The sequence below is a fragment of the Dermatophilaceae bacterium Soc4.6 genome (genome assembly GCA_039889245.1).
In the GTDB taxonomy this organism is placed as follows: Bacteria; Actinomycetota; Actinomycetes; order Actinomycetales; family Dermatophilaceae; genus Lapillicoccus.
The window spans coordinates 4,447,883-4,462,725 of the sequence record JAZGVH010000002.1 but is presented as its reverse complement, the minus strand read 5'-3'; the positions used below and the strand labels follow the sequence as shown (position 1 = coordinate 4,462,725).

Below are 14,843 nucleotides of genomic sequence, written 5' to 3'. Positions count from 1 at the left end.
GGTCTCCCGTGCACGCATCCGAGTCCCGCCGTCGGCGCCTCGTGGCCACGACCGCGTCCGTCGCCGTGGCCACGCTCTTGGCCCTCGGCGGCTGCAGCGGCAGCGGCAGCACCTCCAGCTCGGCCGACGTCGCAGCGGCCCCGGCCCCCGCCGATGTCAGGGCAGCCGCGCCCCTCGCCGACTCCGCGGTCGCCGGCGCCGGCGCGAACGCGTCGAAGAGCGGCGTCACCTCGTCAGCGCTCGCCGCGAGCACCCAGCGCCTCGTGAAGACCGCCTCGTTGCTGCTGCGGGTCGACGACGTGCTGGCCAGCGCCGTCGACGTGCGCGCCATCGCTGCCGGGGTCGGAGGTGCGGTGACCGCCGAGGATCTCGTGACCGTCGACAGCGGCTCCGACGGGTCGCCCCCGGTGGGACTGGCCACCCCGGACCCGGCGACCGAGCCGGCCAAGAAGGCGGCCTCCACGTCGGCCTCCACGTCGGCCTCCACGTCGGGCGCGACGATCTCCGGCGCCAGGACCTCGGGCACCATGACCGTCTCGGTGCCGGTCGCCCGGCTCTCGGCGACGCTCGACCAGCTCAGCCGGCTCGGCACCGTCACCCAGCGCTCGACCAGCACGCAGGACGTGACCAGCACCTACGTCGACACCACCTCGCGCATCGCGACGATGACGGCGAGCATCGACCGCGTGCGCGCCCTGATGACCAAGGCGTCGGCGATCGACCAGATCGTGTCCCTCGAGGGTGAGCTGAGCCGGCGCGAGGCCGACCTCGAGGCACTCAAGGCCCAGCTCGCCGCCCTCGACGGGCAGACCACGATGGCGACGGTCACCGTCAGCCTCGCGGCCCTCGGCTCCAGCCCGGGCACGCGGAGCGACGACGGCTCGGGCTTCCTGTCGGGCCTGCGCGCCGGGTGGTCAGGATTCGTCACCGTGGCCACCGGGCTCGCGACCGGGCTCGGGGCAGTGCTGCCGTTCGTCGCCGCCGCCGCGATCCTCGGGCTCCCGGTGGTGGCGTGGTGGCGTCGACGCCGGTCGCAGCCGGTCGAGCCTGCCGTCGTCGCGAGTGCTGGCGGCGACGAGAGCCCTCAGCCCCAGCCTCTCCTGGTCGGTGCCCCGGCCCCCGAGGGTGAGGGAGACCCGCACGAGCGGGTCTGAGGCTCGGCAGCCTCCCGCCCTCGGTTGCTGACCCGCGTCTCCTGCGGGTGCTCGACTGGCCGGTCCGGCACGTGCCCCGGGTGGGTGTTGACTCTGAGTTGCTGCACCCGACTGCGCTTCCGGAAGAGGTTGACTCTGAGTCGACCTCACCCTGAGGGCGGTCCCTGCCCGGTCGCGGCCCGACGCGGCGTCCGGAGGGCCCGGCCGACTCCGGCGTAGGGAGGGCTGGCGCGCGTCAGTCGCGCACCGAGATCTCGTGCACGAGCTCGACCACCCGGGTCAGCACCTCGGGGTCGGTGCTGGGCGGCACGCCGTGGCCGAGGTTGAAGATGTGGCCCGGAGCGAGCCGTCCCTCGGCGACGATCTCGCGGACCCGGCGCTCGATCGCCGGCCACGGCGCGAAGAGCAGCGCGGGGTCGAGGTTGCCCTGCACGGCGTAGCGGCCGTCGAGGCGGGCGAGGGCGTCGGTCAGCGACACGCGGAAGTCGACACCGACGACGTCGGCGCCCGCTGCGCCCATCGAGGCGAGCAGCTCGCCGGTGCCGACCCCGAAGTGGATCGTCGGCACGTCGAGGTCTGCCACCGCCGCGAGCGCGACCCGGGAGTGGGGCTGGACGAGGCGCTCGTAGTCGGCACGGGCGAGGGCACCGGCCCACGAGTCGAAGAGCTGCACGACGCTGGCCCCCGCACCGGCCTGCACCCGCAGGAAGGCGCCGGAGATCTGGGCGAGCCTGGCGCACAACGCGTTCCACAGGTCGGGGTCGCCGTGCATGAGGGCCTTGGTGCGCTCGTGACCCTTGCTCGGGCCACCCTCGACGAGGTAGGACGCGAGGGTGAAGGGCGCCCCGGCGAAGCCGATGAGCGGCGTCGCGCCGAGCTGTGCCACGAGCAGCTGAACCGACTGCGTGATGTCGGGCACGTGCTCGGGGGTCAGCTCGGGGAGCCGGTCGAGGTCGGCCCAGCTGCTGAAGGGCTGGGCCACCACGGGGCCGACGCCGGGCACGATGTCGAGGTCGACCCCGACGGCAGCCAGCGGCACGACGATGTCGCTGAAGAAGATCGCAGCGTCGACGCCGTGGCGGCGCACGGGCTGCAGCGTGATCTCGGTGACGAGGTCGGGTCGCCGGCAGGACTCGAGCATCGGCACGTCGGCCCGCACCGCGCGATACTCCGGCAACGACCGACCGGCCTGTCGCATGAACCAGACGGGGGTGCGGCGCACCGGAAGACGCCGGGCGGCCCGCACGAGGTCACTGTCCCGCGCAGTGGTCGCGGGTCTGGTCGGGCGGCCGGTCTCGGTGGTGTCAGCGCTCTCGCGCGCGGTGGTCGTCACGGTCTCCATCGTCCCACGCGGGCCACGCGGGGCCCGCCGGTCACCCCGCCGCGATGGCGACGACGCCGAGCAGCGACACGACCACGCCCACCGCCTGCACCCGCATCAGCCGCTCCTGCAGCACGACGCGGGCCAGCAGGATCGTCGCGACGGGATAGAGCGACGAGAGCACACCGACCACGCTCACCAGGCCCATCCCGGCGGCGATCGCGAAGAGCGCGTTCGCCCCGAGGTCGCCGAGGCCGATCGGCAGCAGCCAGGTCAGGTCGCGCGGCCGCACCCCGCCCACGCTGCGCAGCCGCGCGGCGACGGCGGCGAAGACCAGGGCGCTGGTCAGCCGCATGCCCCACAGCGTGGACACGAGCGACGTGTCGGCCCCCCGGTCGATGAGGAACAGCACCAGCCCGAACCCCACGGCCGAGACGGCGGCCAGACCGACCGGGCGGGCGGACACCCCCCCGCGCAGGTCCGGGCCGCTCGCCAGGACGGTCCCCAGCACGGCGACGGCCATCCCGGCCCACACCAGCGCACTCGGCTGGTCACCGAAGGCGACCCCCAGCAGGACGGGCACGGCCGCCCCGCTGGCGGCGATGGGCGCGACGACCCCCATCGTGCCGCTGGAGAGCGCGACGTAGAACGCGCACAGGGCGAGGGAGCCGACCAGGCCGGCCGGGACGGCATACGGGATCCAGGCCGTGCCGTGCAGGGGATGGCCGGCGAGCACGAAGACGGTCATCGCGAGCAGGCCCACGATCTGCGACGAGCCGACCACCGCGATCGCCGGCAGCCGCTTCGCACAGAGCCCGCCGAGGAAGTCACTGGTCCCCCAGACCAGCGAGGAGAGCAGGGCGAGCAGGGCTGACACCCGCCACACCGTACCGGCGTGGCGTGGGCCCCTGCTCGGCGGTGCGACCTACTCTCGTGGAGTGCGCGAACGATCGATCCCGGGTGACTCCTCACCTGACTTCGCCAGGGCGGTGGCCGCCCTGCGTGACGCGCGGCTGCGCCCCGAGGTGCGCCTGACCGAGGTGCCCGCCCCCCAGCGCATCGCGCCGTATGCCGTGGCCCTCACCGCCGAGGTCGCAGCCGGGGCCGACGACGACGAGCTCGCCTCCGGTCGCTTCGTCCTGCTGCACGACCCCTCCGCCCCTCATCCGTGGGAGGGCGAGTGGCGCATCGTCACCTTCGCCCGCGCCGAGCTCGAGCCCGAGGTCGCCACCGACCCGATGCTCGGGTCGGTGGGCTGGTCGTGGTTGGTCGACGCGCTCGAGACGCGGGGGGTCGACTACCGCAGCGAGGCCGGCACGGTGACCCGCGTCGTCTCCGAGAGCTTCGCCGGTCTCGCCGACCGCGAGCCCAGCGTCGAGATGGAGGTCCGCGCGTCGTGGACCCCCCAGGGGGGCGACGTGGGGCGGCACCTGCTCGCGTGGTCGGACCTGCTGTGCACCATCGCCGGACTGCCCCCGCTGCCCGAGGGCGTCGTCGCCCTCCCTGGCCCCCGACGCTGAGCCCGCCGCATGCGCTGGGCTTAGGGTCAGAGGATGAGCGACGACTCGGGGACCCCAGCCGCGTCGCCGGACGACGGGCCCACCCCCGTCGCAGCCGACGTCGACACCGACCCCCGCACCACCGAGGAGCCCGAGGAGCCCGCGCAGCCCGAGCGCGAGCTGGTGCCACTGCTGGCCCCCGCCGACGGGGTGCCCGACGTGGTCACGGAGGAGCGGGAGCTGCTCGAGGCAGCCGAGGCGATGGCCAGGGGCACCGGGCCCGTCGCCATCGACGCCGAGCGCGCATCCGGTCACCGCTACGGCCAGCGCGCCTACCTCGTGCAGCTGCGCCGCGAAGGGTCGGGCACCTTGCTGATCGACCCGGCTGCCCTGCCCGACCTGAGCCCGCTGGGCGAGGCCATCGGTGACGCCGAGTGGGTCCTGCACGCCGCCACCCAGGACCTGGCCTGCCTCGCCGAGATCGGCCTGCGCCCTCAGCGCCTCTTCGACACCGAGCTCGGCGCCCGCCTGGTGGGCCTGCCGCGGGTGGGCCTCGGCGCCGCCGTCGAGCACTACCTGGGCCTGTCGCTGGCCAAGGAGCACTCCGCCGTCGACTGGTCGACGCGCCCGCTGCCCGAGCCCTGGCTGCGGTATGCCGCGCTCGACGTCGAGGTGCTCGTGCAGCTGCGCGACTGCATCGCCGCCGACCTCGAGGCGCAGGGCAAGCTCGGGTGGGCGCAGGAGGAGTTCCACGCCCTGCTCGACTTCGCCGGCCCCGCTGTGCGCGTCGACCCGTGGCGGCGCACGTCGGGCATGCACAAGGTGCGCAAGCGACGCACCGTCGCCATCGTGCGCGAGCTGTGGGAGGCCCGCGAACGTCTCGCCCAGCAGCGCGACACCTCACCCGGGCGCGTGCTCAACGACGCCGTGCTCGTCGACCTCGCCCTGCTCGCCCCCACGACCCCGACCGACCTCGAGCCCAAGGAGCTGCGCCTGGCCCGCCGCAACCCCCGCCCGTGGCTCGAGGCCGTGCGCAAGGGGCTGGCCGTGCCCGAGGGGCAGCTGCCCCCGCTGACGCTGCCCGCGACCGGGCCACCGCCCCAGCGCTCGTGGGCCGACCGCGACCCGCTCGCGGCCGCGCGACTGACCCAGGCCCGCGACGAGCTGGGGGTCTTCGCCGAGGAGCACGCGGTGCCCCTGGAGAACCTCCTCACCCCCGACACGCTGCGGCGGGTGCTCTGGTCGCCACCCGCGCGGCTCGACGAGGCTGGCATCGCCGCCGCGCTCACGGCCTACGGCGCCCGGCCCTGGCAGGTCGCGGTCGCCGCACCGGTCATCGCTCGCGCCTGCGCCGCGCACGTCGGTGAGGGGCTGGCCGACCCGGCCTCCCTCCCCCACGCTGTCGACCGGGCTGGGAGGTGATGCGGGGGTGCGCGACGTGATGGTGACCGCGGGGATCCGCCTGGGCCAGTTCCTCAAGGTGGCGGACGCCGTGCAGGCCGGCGGCGAGGTGAAGGCGATGCTGGCCGACGGGCTGGTCAGCGTCAACGACCAGCCGGAGCTCAGACGAGGACGCCAGCTGGCCGACGGCGACGTCGTCACCGTCTCGGGACAGTCCCTGCGCGTCAGCATGGTTACCGGCGAGTAGCATCGGGGAGGGCCGACGCCGGCCCGCACCGAACCACGAGGAGTCACCATGCCCCGCACCCTGAGCGAGGTCGTCTTCGTCGAGGGCGTCCGCACGCCCTTCGGCAAGGCCGGCGACCGGGGCATCTACGCCCAGACGCGCGCCGACGACCTGGTCGTCAAGTGCATCCGCGAGCTGCTGCGCCGCCACCCCGAGCTGCCCACGGAGCAGGTCGCCGAGGTCGCCATCGCCGCCACGACCCAGATCGGTGACCAGGGCCTGACCCTCGGCCGCACGGCCGCCCTGCTCTCGGGCCTGCCGAACACCACCCCGGGCTACTCGATCGACCGCATGTGCGCCGGGGCGATGACTGCCGTGACCAACGTCGCGAGCGCGATCGCCTTCGGGGCCTACGACGTCGCGATCGCCGGTGGCGTCGAGCACATGGGGCGCCACCCGATGGGTGAGGGCGTCGACCCCAACCCGCGGATCATGACCGACAAGCTGGTCGACGAGTCGGCGCTCGTCATGGGCGCCACGGCCGAGAACCTGCACGACCGCTTCCCCTCGCTGACCAAGGACCGCACCGACGCCTTCGCCGTCGGCTCCCAGACCAAGCTCGCCGCCGCCTACGCCGCAGGCAAGATCCAGCCCGACCTGGTCGAGGTCGCCCTGCGCCACCAGGAGCTCGGCTGGGGTCTGGCCACGACCGACGAGCCGCCCCGACCGGGCACGACCCTGACGAGCCTGGCCGACCTCAAGACCCCGTTCCGCCCGCACGGGCGGATCACGGCCGGCAACAGCGCCGGCCTCAACGACGGCGCCACCGCCTGCATCATGGCCAGCGAGCAGGCCGCGACCGAACTGGGGCTGCCGATCGGTATGCGCCTGGTCACCTACGCGTTCGTCGGTGTCGAGCCCGAGGTCATGGGCATCGGCCCGGTGCCGGCCACCGAGAAGGCGCTGCGTACCGCCGGCCTCAGCATCGACGACATCGGGCTCTACGAGCTCAACGAGGCCTTTGCCGTCCAGGTGCTCGCCTTCCTCGACCACTTCGGCATCGCCGACGACGACCCTCGCGTCAACGAGTACGGCGGAGCCATCGCCACCGGTCACCCGCTCGCCTCCTCCGGTGTGCGCCTGATGACGCAGCTGGCCCGCCAGTTCGTCGACCACCCCGAGGTGCGCTACGGCCTGACCGCCATGTGCATCGGCATCGGCATGGGTGGCTCGGTCATCTGGGAGAACCCGCACCACGCCGACTACGTCAGCTCGGCTGGGACCGACGGGAAGGTGGCCTGAGATGACCGCGACCGCCACAGCCCCGGGCACGACCACCGGCACCCCGCCCGTGACGCCGACCGCCGCCTTCCCCCAGGAGGTCGTCACCCACACCCCCGTGCGCGACATCACCCTCCCGCGCGGCGCCGGCACCATGGCGCTGGTCACGCTCGACAACGGCTTCGACCACGCCGTGCCCAACACCTTCGGCCCGGCGACCATTTCCGGGCTCGAGGCGACGGTGCGCCACCTCGCCGCCCGCGCGCAGGCCGGTGAGATCCAGGCCGTCGGCTTCACCGGCAAGCCATTCATCTTCGCCGTCGGCGCCGACCTCAAGGCGGTCGCGGGGGCGACCTCCCGCGAGCAGGCGCTCGAGGTCGCGCACGCCGGCCACACGGCATACGGCGCGATCACGGACCTGCCGGTGCCCACCTTCGCCTTCGTCAACGGTGCCGCCATGGGCGGCGGCGTCGAGATCGCCCTGGCCTGCGACTACCGCACGATCTCGGCCGGTGTGCCCGCGATCGCGCTGCCGGAGTGCTTCCTCGGGCTGCTGCCCGGGTGGGGCGGCTGCTACCTGCTGCCGCGCCTGGTCGGGCCGGCCAACGCCCTGCAGGTCATCATCGACAACCCGCTGTCGATGAACAGGATGCTCAAGGGCCCGCAGGCGTTCGCCCTCGGCCTGGGGGACGCGATGTTCGAGGCCGCCGACTTCCTCGAGGAGTCGCTGGGGTGGGCCGCCGGCGTCGTCGCCGGGGCCACCACCGTGCAGCGGCCCGACCACACGGCCGACCAGGCCGCCTGGGACGCCGCCGTGGCCGCCGCCCGCCAGACCGTGCAGGCCAAGACCGGCGGCGTCGCGCCGGCGCCGCTGCGGGCGATCGACCTCGTCGCCGCGGCGCGCACGGCGAGTCGCGACGAGGCCTTCGCGGCTGAGGACGAGGCCCTCGCCGACCTCGTCATGGGGGACGAGCTGCGGGCCGGGCTGTATGCCTTCGACCTCGTGCAACGCCGGGCCAAGCGCCCCGCCGGCGCCCCCGACAAGGCCCTCGCGGCGAAGGTCGGCAAGGTCGGCATCGTCGGCGCCGGTCTGATGGCCAGCCAGCTGGCGCTGCTCTTCGTGCAGCGCCTCAAGGTGCCGGTCGTCATCACCGACCTCGACCAGGCGCGCGTGGACAAGGGTGTCGCCTGGGTGGGCGGCGAGCTGGAGAAGCTCGCGGCCAAGGGCCGGCTGAGCCCCGACGCCCACAACCGGCTGCGGGCGCTCGTGTCGGGCTCGACGAGCAAGGACGGCTTCGCCGACGCCGACGTCGTCATCGAGGCGGTCTTCGAGGAGATGTCGGTCAAGAAGGCTGTCTTCGCCCAGCTCGAGGAGGTCGTCCCCGACACCTGCGTGCTGATGACCAACACGAGCTCGCTGTCGATCACGGCGATGGCCGCTGACCTGCGCCACCCCGAGCGGGTGGTCGGCTTCCACTTCTTCAACCCGGTCGCGGTCATGCCGCTGGTCGAGATCGTCAGGGGCGAGCAGACCTCCGACGCCGCCCTGGCCACCGCCTTCGCCACCGGCAAGGCGCTGCGCAAGACCTGCATCCTCGTCTCCGACTCGCCGTCCTTCATCGTCAACCGGCTGCTGGGCCGCTTCATGGGCGAGGTCGCCAAGGTCGTCGACGAGGGCACGCCGCTCGAGGTCGCCGACGCGGCATTCGCCGGCCTCGCCCCGATGCCGCCCTTCGTGCTGCTCGGTCTCGTCGGCCCGGCGATCGCCCTGCACAACAACGAGACGCTGGCCGCGGCCTTCCCCGACCGCTTCTACGTCTCCGAGGGTCTGCGGCGGGTCGTCGCGGCGGGCAAGACCGGCTTCTACTCCTACGCCACCGGTGTGCCGGTGGTGGACGAGGAGGTGCGGGCCATGCTGCCTGCGCCAGAGCACCCGGTCGAGCTGAGCACCGAGCAGGTGCGCGAGCGGGTGCTGTCGGTGCTCGCCGACGAGTCGCGCCGCATGCTCGACGAGGGGGTCGTCGCCGCGCCGATGGATCTCGACCTGGCCATGATCACCGGCGCCGGCTTCCAGTTCTGGAACGGCGGGCTCACGCCGCTGCTCGACCGCACCGGCGTCGCCGAGAAGGTCACCGGGCAGCGGTTCCTGCCGGCCGGCGCGGCGAGCGTGCCCGTCTGAGCCCGCGTACAGTGGGGTGACCGAACGACGAGCGGGGCCCGCGGCGACACGCCGCCGGCCTCGTTTCGTATTATCTCATATATGAGATAGCGTGCAGGAATGACTGCGACCGCCTCCCTCACCGACACCTACCTCGTGAAGATCGGCACCCTCATCCGGGACGCCCGTCGGCACAAGGGGCTGACCCAGGCCGAGCTCGCGTCGTCGCTGCAGACCAGCCAGAGCGCCGTCGCGCGCATCGAGCAGGGCCAGCAGAACCTCACCCTCGAGATGCTCGCGCGCATCGGCGAGAGCCTCGAGGCCGAGTTCGTCTCGCTCGGCCACTCGGGCCCGCAGCACCTGCGCATCGTGGGCGGTCAGAAGCTGCACGGCAGCATCGACGTCAAGACGAGCAAGAACGCCGCCGTCGCCCTGCTCTGCGCCTCGCTGCTCAACCGCGGGCGCACGACCCTGCGCAACCTCGCCCGCATCGAGGAGGTCAACCGCATCCTCGAGGTGCTCGCCTCGATCGGCGTCAAGACCCGCTGGCTGCCCGACAGCAACGACCTCGAGATCGTGCCGCCCGCCGTGCTCGACCTCGCCGGCATCGACATCGAGGCGGCGCGCCGCACGCGCACCGTCATCATGTTCCTCGGCCCGCTGATGCACGACCTCGACGCCTTCGAGCTGCCGTATGCCGGTGGCTGCGACCTCGGCACCCGCACGGTCGAGCCGCACATGGCGGCCCTGCGCCCCTTCGGGCTCGACGTCGTCGCCACCCACGGCTTCTACGAGGCCAGCGTCGACCGCACCCGCTCGCCGCAGCGCGGCATCGTGCTCACCGAGCGCGGCGACACCGTCACCGAGAACGTGCTGATGGCCGCGGCGCGCCACGACGGCACCACCGTCATCCGCAACGCGAGCCCCAACTACATGGTGCAGGACCTGTGCTTCTTCCTGGAGAAGCTGGGCGTGCGCATCGAGGGCATCGGCAGCACCACCCTGACCGTGACGGGCGTGCCGGTCGTCGACGTCGACGTGGAGTACTCCCCCTCCGAGGACCCGATCGAGGCCATGAGCCTGCTCGCCGCGGCCGTCGTCACCGAGTCGCAGATCACCATCCGCCGCGTGCCCATCGAGTTCATGGAGATCGAGCTCGCGACCCTCGAGGGCATGGGCATGCAGTACGAGATGACCCCGGAGTACACCTCGGCCAACGGGCACACCCGCCTGGTGGACCTCACCACGGTGCCCGGCCCGCTCACCGCCCCCATCGACAAGATCCACCCGCTGCCCTTCCCCGGGCTCAACATCGACAACCTGCCGTTCTTCGCCCTCATCGGGGCCATGGCCCAGGGCACGACGATGCTGCACGACTGGGTCTACGAGAACCGCGCGATCTACCTCACGGAGCTGACCAAGGTGGGCGCCAGGGTGCAGCTGCTCGACCCGCACCGGGTGCTCATCGAGGGCCCGACCCGATGGCGCGCCGCCGAGGTCATGTGCCCCCCGGCGCTGCGTCCCGGCGTCGTCGTGCTGCTGGCGATGCTGGCCGCCCCCGGCACCTCGGTGCTGCGCAACGTCTACGTCATCAACCGCGGCTACGAAGACCTCGCCGAGCGCCTCAACGCCCTCGGCGCCACCATCGAGGTCTTCCGCGACATCTGACCCCGCGACGTCTGACCCTCCTCATACCGACTTGTTGCGGTCGGCGCCGCGAATGTGGCTCTCCGTCGGCCCAGTTCGCAGCGTCAGCCGCCACAAGCGGGTATGGGGAGGGCACCACCACACACCCCACCACGAAGGCCGTCCCGGAGGACTCCATGACCAACCGCGCCATCGCCACCGGGGTCGACGACACCACCCTGGCCGGACTGCGCCGCTGGAACCTCGGGCTCACCGTGCTGCACGCGGCCCAGGCCGCGGCCGTCCTCGCCCTGGCCGGCAGCTTTGCCATCACCGTGACCTCGTCCTACCCGGCGGGTCCCCCCGGGACGGCGGTGCCCACCCCCGAGAAGCTGGTCGACGTCTCCGTCGCAGCGGCCATCGCGGTCTTCCTCGGCCTCGCCGCCCTCGACCACCTCCTGACGGGGACCGTGCTGCGCGGGCGCTACGAGAGCGACCTCCGCCGGGGCATCAACCGCTTCCGGTGGCTGGAGTACTCCGTGAGCTCGACGATCATGGTGCTGCTCGTGTGCTTCTACTCCGGCATCACCGGCATCAGTGCCGTGATCGCCATCGCTGGCACCAACATCTCGATGATCCTGTTCGGCTGGGTGCAGGAGCTGGTCAACCCCCCGGGACGTGAGCGCACCACGATGCTGCCGTTCTGGTTCGGCTGCGTCGCCGGGGCCGCCCCGTGGATCGCCATCGCCGTCAACTTCGCCGGCTCCCCCGAGGTGCCCGGCTTCGTCTACGGCATCTTCGCGTCGCTCTTCGTCTTCTTCATGTCGTTCGCCCTCAACCAGTGGCTGCAGTACCACGGGAAGGGTCGCTGGGCGAGCTACGCCTACGGCGAGAAGGTCTACCTCGTGCTGAGCCTCGTCGCGAAGTCGGCGCTGGCCTGGCAGATCTTCGGCGGCTCGCTCGCCGGCTGAGCGACGTGGGCCGTTGAGGTGATCACGGCAGTCCGTACCGGCCTGATGGTGCTCGTCGTCGCGGCCCAGCCGGTGGCCCCGCTGCGGCTCTGCGTGGTGCCGGTGGTCGTCGCGCTGGCCGCGTCGTCGGACACGGTGGCCTGGTGGCGGTGCGCCGAGGTGGTCTGACGGGCCTCACGGCGTCGGGCACGCAGGACGGTGTCGGGGATCAGCACGACCTCGCCCGTCTCGGGGTGGGTGCGCTGCCGTGCGCGGTGCTCGCTGACCAGCACCTCCCAGTGCTGGGGGTCGAGGGTGGCGGCCACCTGCTCGGCGGTGTACCCCATGTCGGCCATGCCCTCGTGCGGCATCGAACCGGGGTCCGCGAACAGGTGCCCGACCACGAGCAGGGTCCCACCGGGGCGCACCGCCCGGGCGAGGCGGGCGAAGAGGGCGTGCCTCGGGGCCGGGACCCAGTGGAAGTACTGCGCCGACACCAGGTCGAAACGCGCGACACCGGCGTCCCAGGCGCCGAGGTCGGCCTCCTCCCAGGTGACCTCGAGGCCCTCACGACCCGCCTGGGTGGCCGCCCGGGCCAAGGCCGTCGCCGAGAGGTCGACCCCGGTCACGTCCCAGCCACGACGGGCCAGCCACAGCGCGTCGGCTCCCTCACCGCACCCGACGTCGAGGGCGGAGCCCGGCGGCAGGTCGGCCACCTCCGCCACGAGCTGCGGGTTCGGCTGCCCGCTCCAGATGTGGTCGTCGGCCCCGTATCGCTCCTCCCAGCGGGCGCGGGAGAAGAAGTCGGCCGTCGCCCTCGAGCGCTCCACCGCCCTCGTCGTGTCCTCCACGACGAGGTCGCCGTGCACCGCGGCACCCGCGAGCAGCCCCTGCCCGGCGGCGACGACGACCTGAGCCATGGGATCAGTGACGTTGCCCGCCACCCAGACCCCGGGCACCGCGGTGGCTCCCCGGGGATCGGCGGCGACGCGTCGGCCGATGACGGTCTCGCCGACGAGCAGGTCCTCGACCTCCAGCCCGAGCGACTCCAGCAGCGCCGAACGGGCCACGAACCTCGGAGCGACCACGAGCGCCTGCCGCGAGACCACGGTGCCGTCGGCCATCCGGATGCCGACCAGCGCGTCGTCCTCGACGTCCAGACCAGCGACCTCGCCCCCGACCACCCGCACCCCGAGCGCGGACAGCTGCTCGGCATCGACCGTGGTGAGCGGTGGAGCCGTGTGCAGGAACAGCGTCACGTCCGGGCTCAGCGCCCGGAAGAGCAGCGCCTGGTGGACCGCCATGGGCCCGGTGGCGAGGATGCCGATCGCCTGGTCGCGCACCTCCCAGCCATGGCAGAACGGGCAGTGCAGGACGTCACGGCCCCACCGCTGCGCGAGACCCGCCACCTCCGGCAGCTCGTCGCGCAGCCCGGTCGTCACCACGAGGCGGCGCGCAGCGACGGTCGTCGAGGGCTGCGTCCCACGGTCGACCGTCACGACGAACCCGCCACCGGTGGCCCGAGCGGCCGTGGCGGTGCCCTCGACCACCACTCCACCGTAGGCCTCGAGCTCGGCCCGACCACTCGCCAGCAGCTCGCCCGGGGCGACGCCGTCGCGCCCGAGGTAGTTGTGCACCCCGGCCGACGGAGCATTGCGGGGCTCGCCCGCGTCGACCACCACCACCGACCGCCGCGAGCGGGCCAGTGCCGTCGCTGCGCTCAGACCCGCGGCCCCGCCGCCGACCACCACCACGTCCACCTCTGTGCTGCCATTCGTCGTCATGGCGCGACCATGCACCGACACCGCCCAGGTTGACAAGTCCTGTTGCCAGAATGGCAAACTATGGTCATGGAGGACCTGGACCACGTGCTCGACGCCGTCGGACCCCGTCTCAAGGCCTTGCGACTCGACCTCGGCGCCACGCTCGCCGAGCTGTCGGCCAGCACCGGCATCTCGGTCAGCACCCTGTCGCGGCTGGAGTCCGGCGTCCGACGGCCCACCCTCGAGCTCCTCCTGCCGCTGGCCAGGGTGCACAAGGTGCCGCTCGACGAGCTCGTCGACGCGCCACCGACCGGCGACCCGCGGATCCACCCGCGTCCGGTGGTCCGCCACGGCATCACCTTCCTCGAGCTGACCAGGCGTCCCGGGGGGCTGCGGACCTACAAGATGGTGCACCCGCCGCGGTTCCCGGTGGGCGAGCCGGACCTGCGCACCCACGAGGGCTACGAGTGGCTCTTCGTGCTCTCGGGCCGGTTGCGGCTCCTGCTCGGCGAGCACGACGTCGTGCTCCTGCCCGGAGAGGTGGTCGAGTTCGACACCCGGGTGCCGCACTGGCTGGGCAACCCCTTCGACGAGCCGGCCGAGTCGCTCGCCATCTTCGGGAAGCAGGGAGAGCGGGCCCACGTCAGGTCCTCGCCACGGGTCACTCCTAGGATCGAGCCATGAGCGACATCTCCCCCGCCCCCGACCGCACGCCCTCGACCGAGCTGGCGGGCCGCACGGCCATGGTCACGGGCGCGGCATCCGGGATCGGCGAGGCGGTGGCCCGCCGCTTCGCGGCCGCTGGCGCCCGGGTCTACGCGGTCGACCTCGCGGAGGCGGCCCTGGCGCCGCTGGCCGAGCTGCCCGGGGTCACCCCGCTGGTGGCCGACCTCGCCGACCTCGACGGGCTGGCGTCGTTGCCGACCGACGTCGACATCCTCGTCAACAACGCGGGCATCCAGCACGTCAGCCCCATCGAGTCGTTCCCCCTCGAGCGGTTCGACCTCATCATCGCGCTGATGCTCCAGAGCCCGTTCCGGCTGGTCCGACAGACCCTCCCCCACATGTATGCCCAGGGCTGGGGGCGGGTGGTCAACGTCTCGAGCGCCCACGGGCTGCGCGCCAGCCCCTACAAGTCGGCCTACGTCACCGCCAAGCACGGACTCGAGGGACTGTCGAAGACCATCGCCCTCGAGGGCGGTGCGCACGGAGTCACGAGCAACTGCATCAACCCCGGCTATGTGCGAACAGCGTTGGTGGAGAAGCAGATCGCCGACCAGGCCGCGACGCACGGCATCCCGGAGTCCGAGGTCGTCGAGAAGATCATGCTGACCCGGTCCGCGGTCAAGCGGATGCTCGAGCCGTCAGAGGTCGCCGAGATGGCGCTCTTCCTGTGCGGCCCGGCCTCCGCCTCGCTGAGCGGCTCGTCGTTCTCGATGGACGGCGGCTGGACCGCCCACTGAC

13 protein-coding genes are annotated in these 14,843 nt (G+C 72.8%); 10 read left to right on the top strand and 3 right to left on the bottom strand.

Annotated elements, in window-relative coordinates:
• The first annotated feature begins 8 nt into the window (after positions 1-8).
• Positions 9-1,154: a DUF4349 domain-containing protein gene (locus V3N99_20850; protein MEO3939179.1), complete on the top strand. Its 1,146-nt coding sequence runs from the start codon at positions 9-11 to the stop codon at positions 1,152-1,154.
• Between the two features lie 235 nt (positions 1,155-1,389).
• Here V3N99_20850 and hemE read toward each other — a convergent pair whose 3' ends face one another.
• Positions 1,390-2,496 carry a uroporphyrinogen decarboxylase gene (gene hemE / locus V3N99_20845; protein ID MEO3939178.1) on the bottom strand — a complete coding sequence of 369 codons (1,107 nt, stop codon included), beginning with the start codon at positions 2,494-2,496 and terminating at the stop codon, positions 1,390-1,392.
• A 31-nt stretch (positions 2,497-2,527) separates the two neighbouring features.
• A complete protein-coding gene (locus V3N99_20840; GenBank protein MEO3939177.1) occupies positions 2,528-3,352 on the bottom strand; it encodes a DMT family transporter in 825 nt (274 codons plus the stop codon).
• Between the two features lie 61 nt (positions 3,353-3,413).
• Between V3N99_20840 and V3N99_20835 the strand changes: the two genes are divergently transcribed.
• The 7 genes from V3N99_20835 to heR all read left to right on the top strand — a co-directional run bounded on the left by V3N99_20835 (position 3,414) and on the right by heR (position 11,637).
• Positions 3,414-3,995: a DUF3000 domain-containing protein gene (locus V3N99_20835; protein ID MEO3939176.1), complete on the top strand. Its 582-nt coding sequence runs from the start codon at positions 3,414-3,416 to the stop codon at positions 3,993-3,995.
• Positions 3,996-4,028: 33 nt separating this feature from the next.
• Positions 4,029-5,396 (top strand): HRDC domain-containing protein, encoded by a 1,368-nt coding sequence (locus V3N99_20830; GenBank protein ID MEO3939175.1) that lies wholly within the window; start codon positions 4,029-4,031, stop codon positions 5,394-5,396.
• A gap of 7 nt (positions 5,397-5,403) precedes the next feature.
• Positions 5,404-5,622 (top strand): RNA-binding S4 domain-containing protein, encoded by a 219-nt coding sequence (locus V3N99_20825; protein ID MEO3939174.1) that lies wholly within the window; start codon positions 5,404-5,406, stop codon positions 5,620-5,622.
• A 48-nt stretch (positions 5,623-5,670) separates the two neighbouring features.
• Positions 5,671-6,903 (top strand): thiolase family protein, encoded by a 1,233-nt coding sequence (locus tag V3N99_20820; protein MEO3939173.1) that lies wholly within the window; start codon positions 5,671-5,673, stop codon positions 6,901-6,903.
• 1 nt (position 6,904) lies between these two features.
• Positions 6,905-9,061, top strand: coding sequence for a 3-hydroxyacyl-CoA dehydrogenase NAD-binding domain-containing protein (locus V3N99_20815; protein ID MEO3939172.1), 2,157 nt, complete (start codon positions 6,905-6,907; stop codon positions 9,059-9,061).
• A 99-nt stretch (positions 9,062-9,160) separates the two neighbouring features.
• A complete protein-coding gene (locus V3N99_20810) occupies positions 9,161-10,708 on the top strand; it encodes a UDP-N-acetylglucosamine 1-carboxyvinyltransferase (protein ID MEO3939171.1) in 1,548 nt (515 codons plus the stop codon).
• 155 nt (positions 10,709-10,863) lie between these two features.
• A complete protein-coding gene (heR, locus tag V3N99_20805; GenBank protein MEO3939170.1) occupies positions 10,864-11,637 on the top strand; it encodes a heliorhodopsin HeR in 774 nt (257 codons plus the stop codon).
• On the opposite strand, the gene V3N99_20800 is transcribed toward heR, so the two are convergent.
• The gene (locus V3N99_20800; GenBank protein MEO3939169.1) at positions 11,565-13,400 is read right to left on the bottom strand and encodes a methyltransferase domain-containing protein; all 1,836 of its coding nucleotides are present in this window, start codon (positions 13,398-13,400) and stop codon (positions 11,565-11,567) included. The genes heR and V3N99_20800 overlap by 73 nt on opposite strands.
• Before the next feature lie 66 nt (positions 13,401-13,466).
• Here V3N99_20800 and V3N99_20795 point away from each other — a divergent pair, with 66 nt between their 5' ends.
• Both V3N99_20795 and V3N99_20790 read left to right on the top strand, forming a co-directional pair.
• Positions 13,467-14,063: a cupin domain-containing protein gene (locus tag V3N99_20795; protein MEO3939168.1), complete on the top strand. Its 597-nt coding sequence runs from the start codon at positions 13,467-13,469 to the stop codon at positions 14,061-14,063.
• Positions 14,060-14,842, top strand: a complete 783-nt coding sequence (locus V3N99_20790) for a 3-hydroxybutyrate dehydrogenase (GenBank protein ID MEO3939167.1) — start codon at positions 14,060-14,062, stop codon at positions 14,840-14,842. The genes V3N99_20795 and V3N99_20790 overlap by 4 nt, the downstream gene beginning before the upstream one ends.
• The last annotated feature ends 1 nt before the right edge of the window (position 14,843 follow it).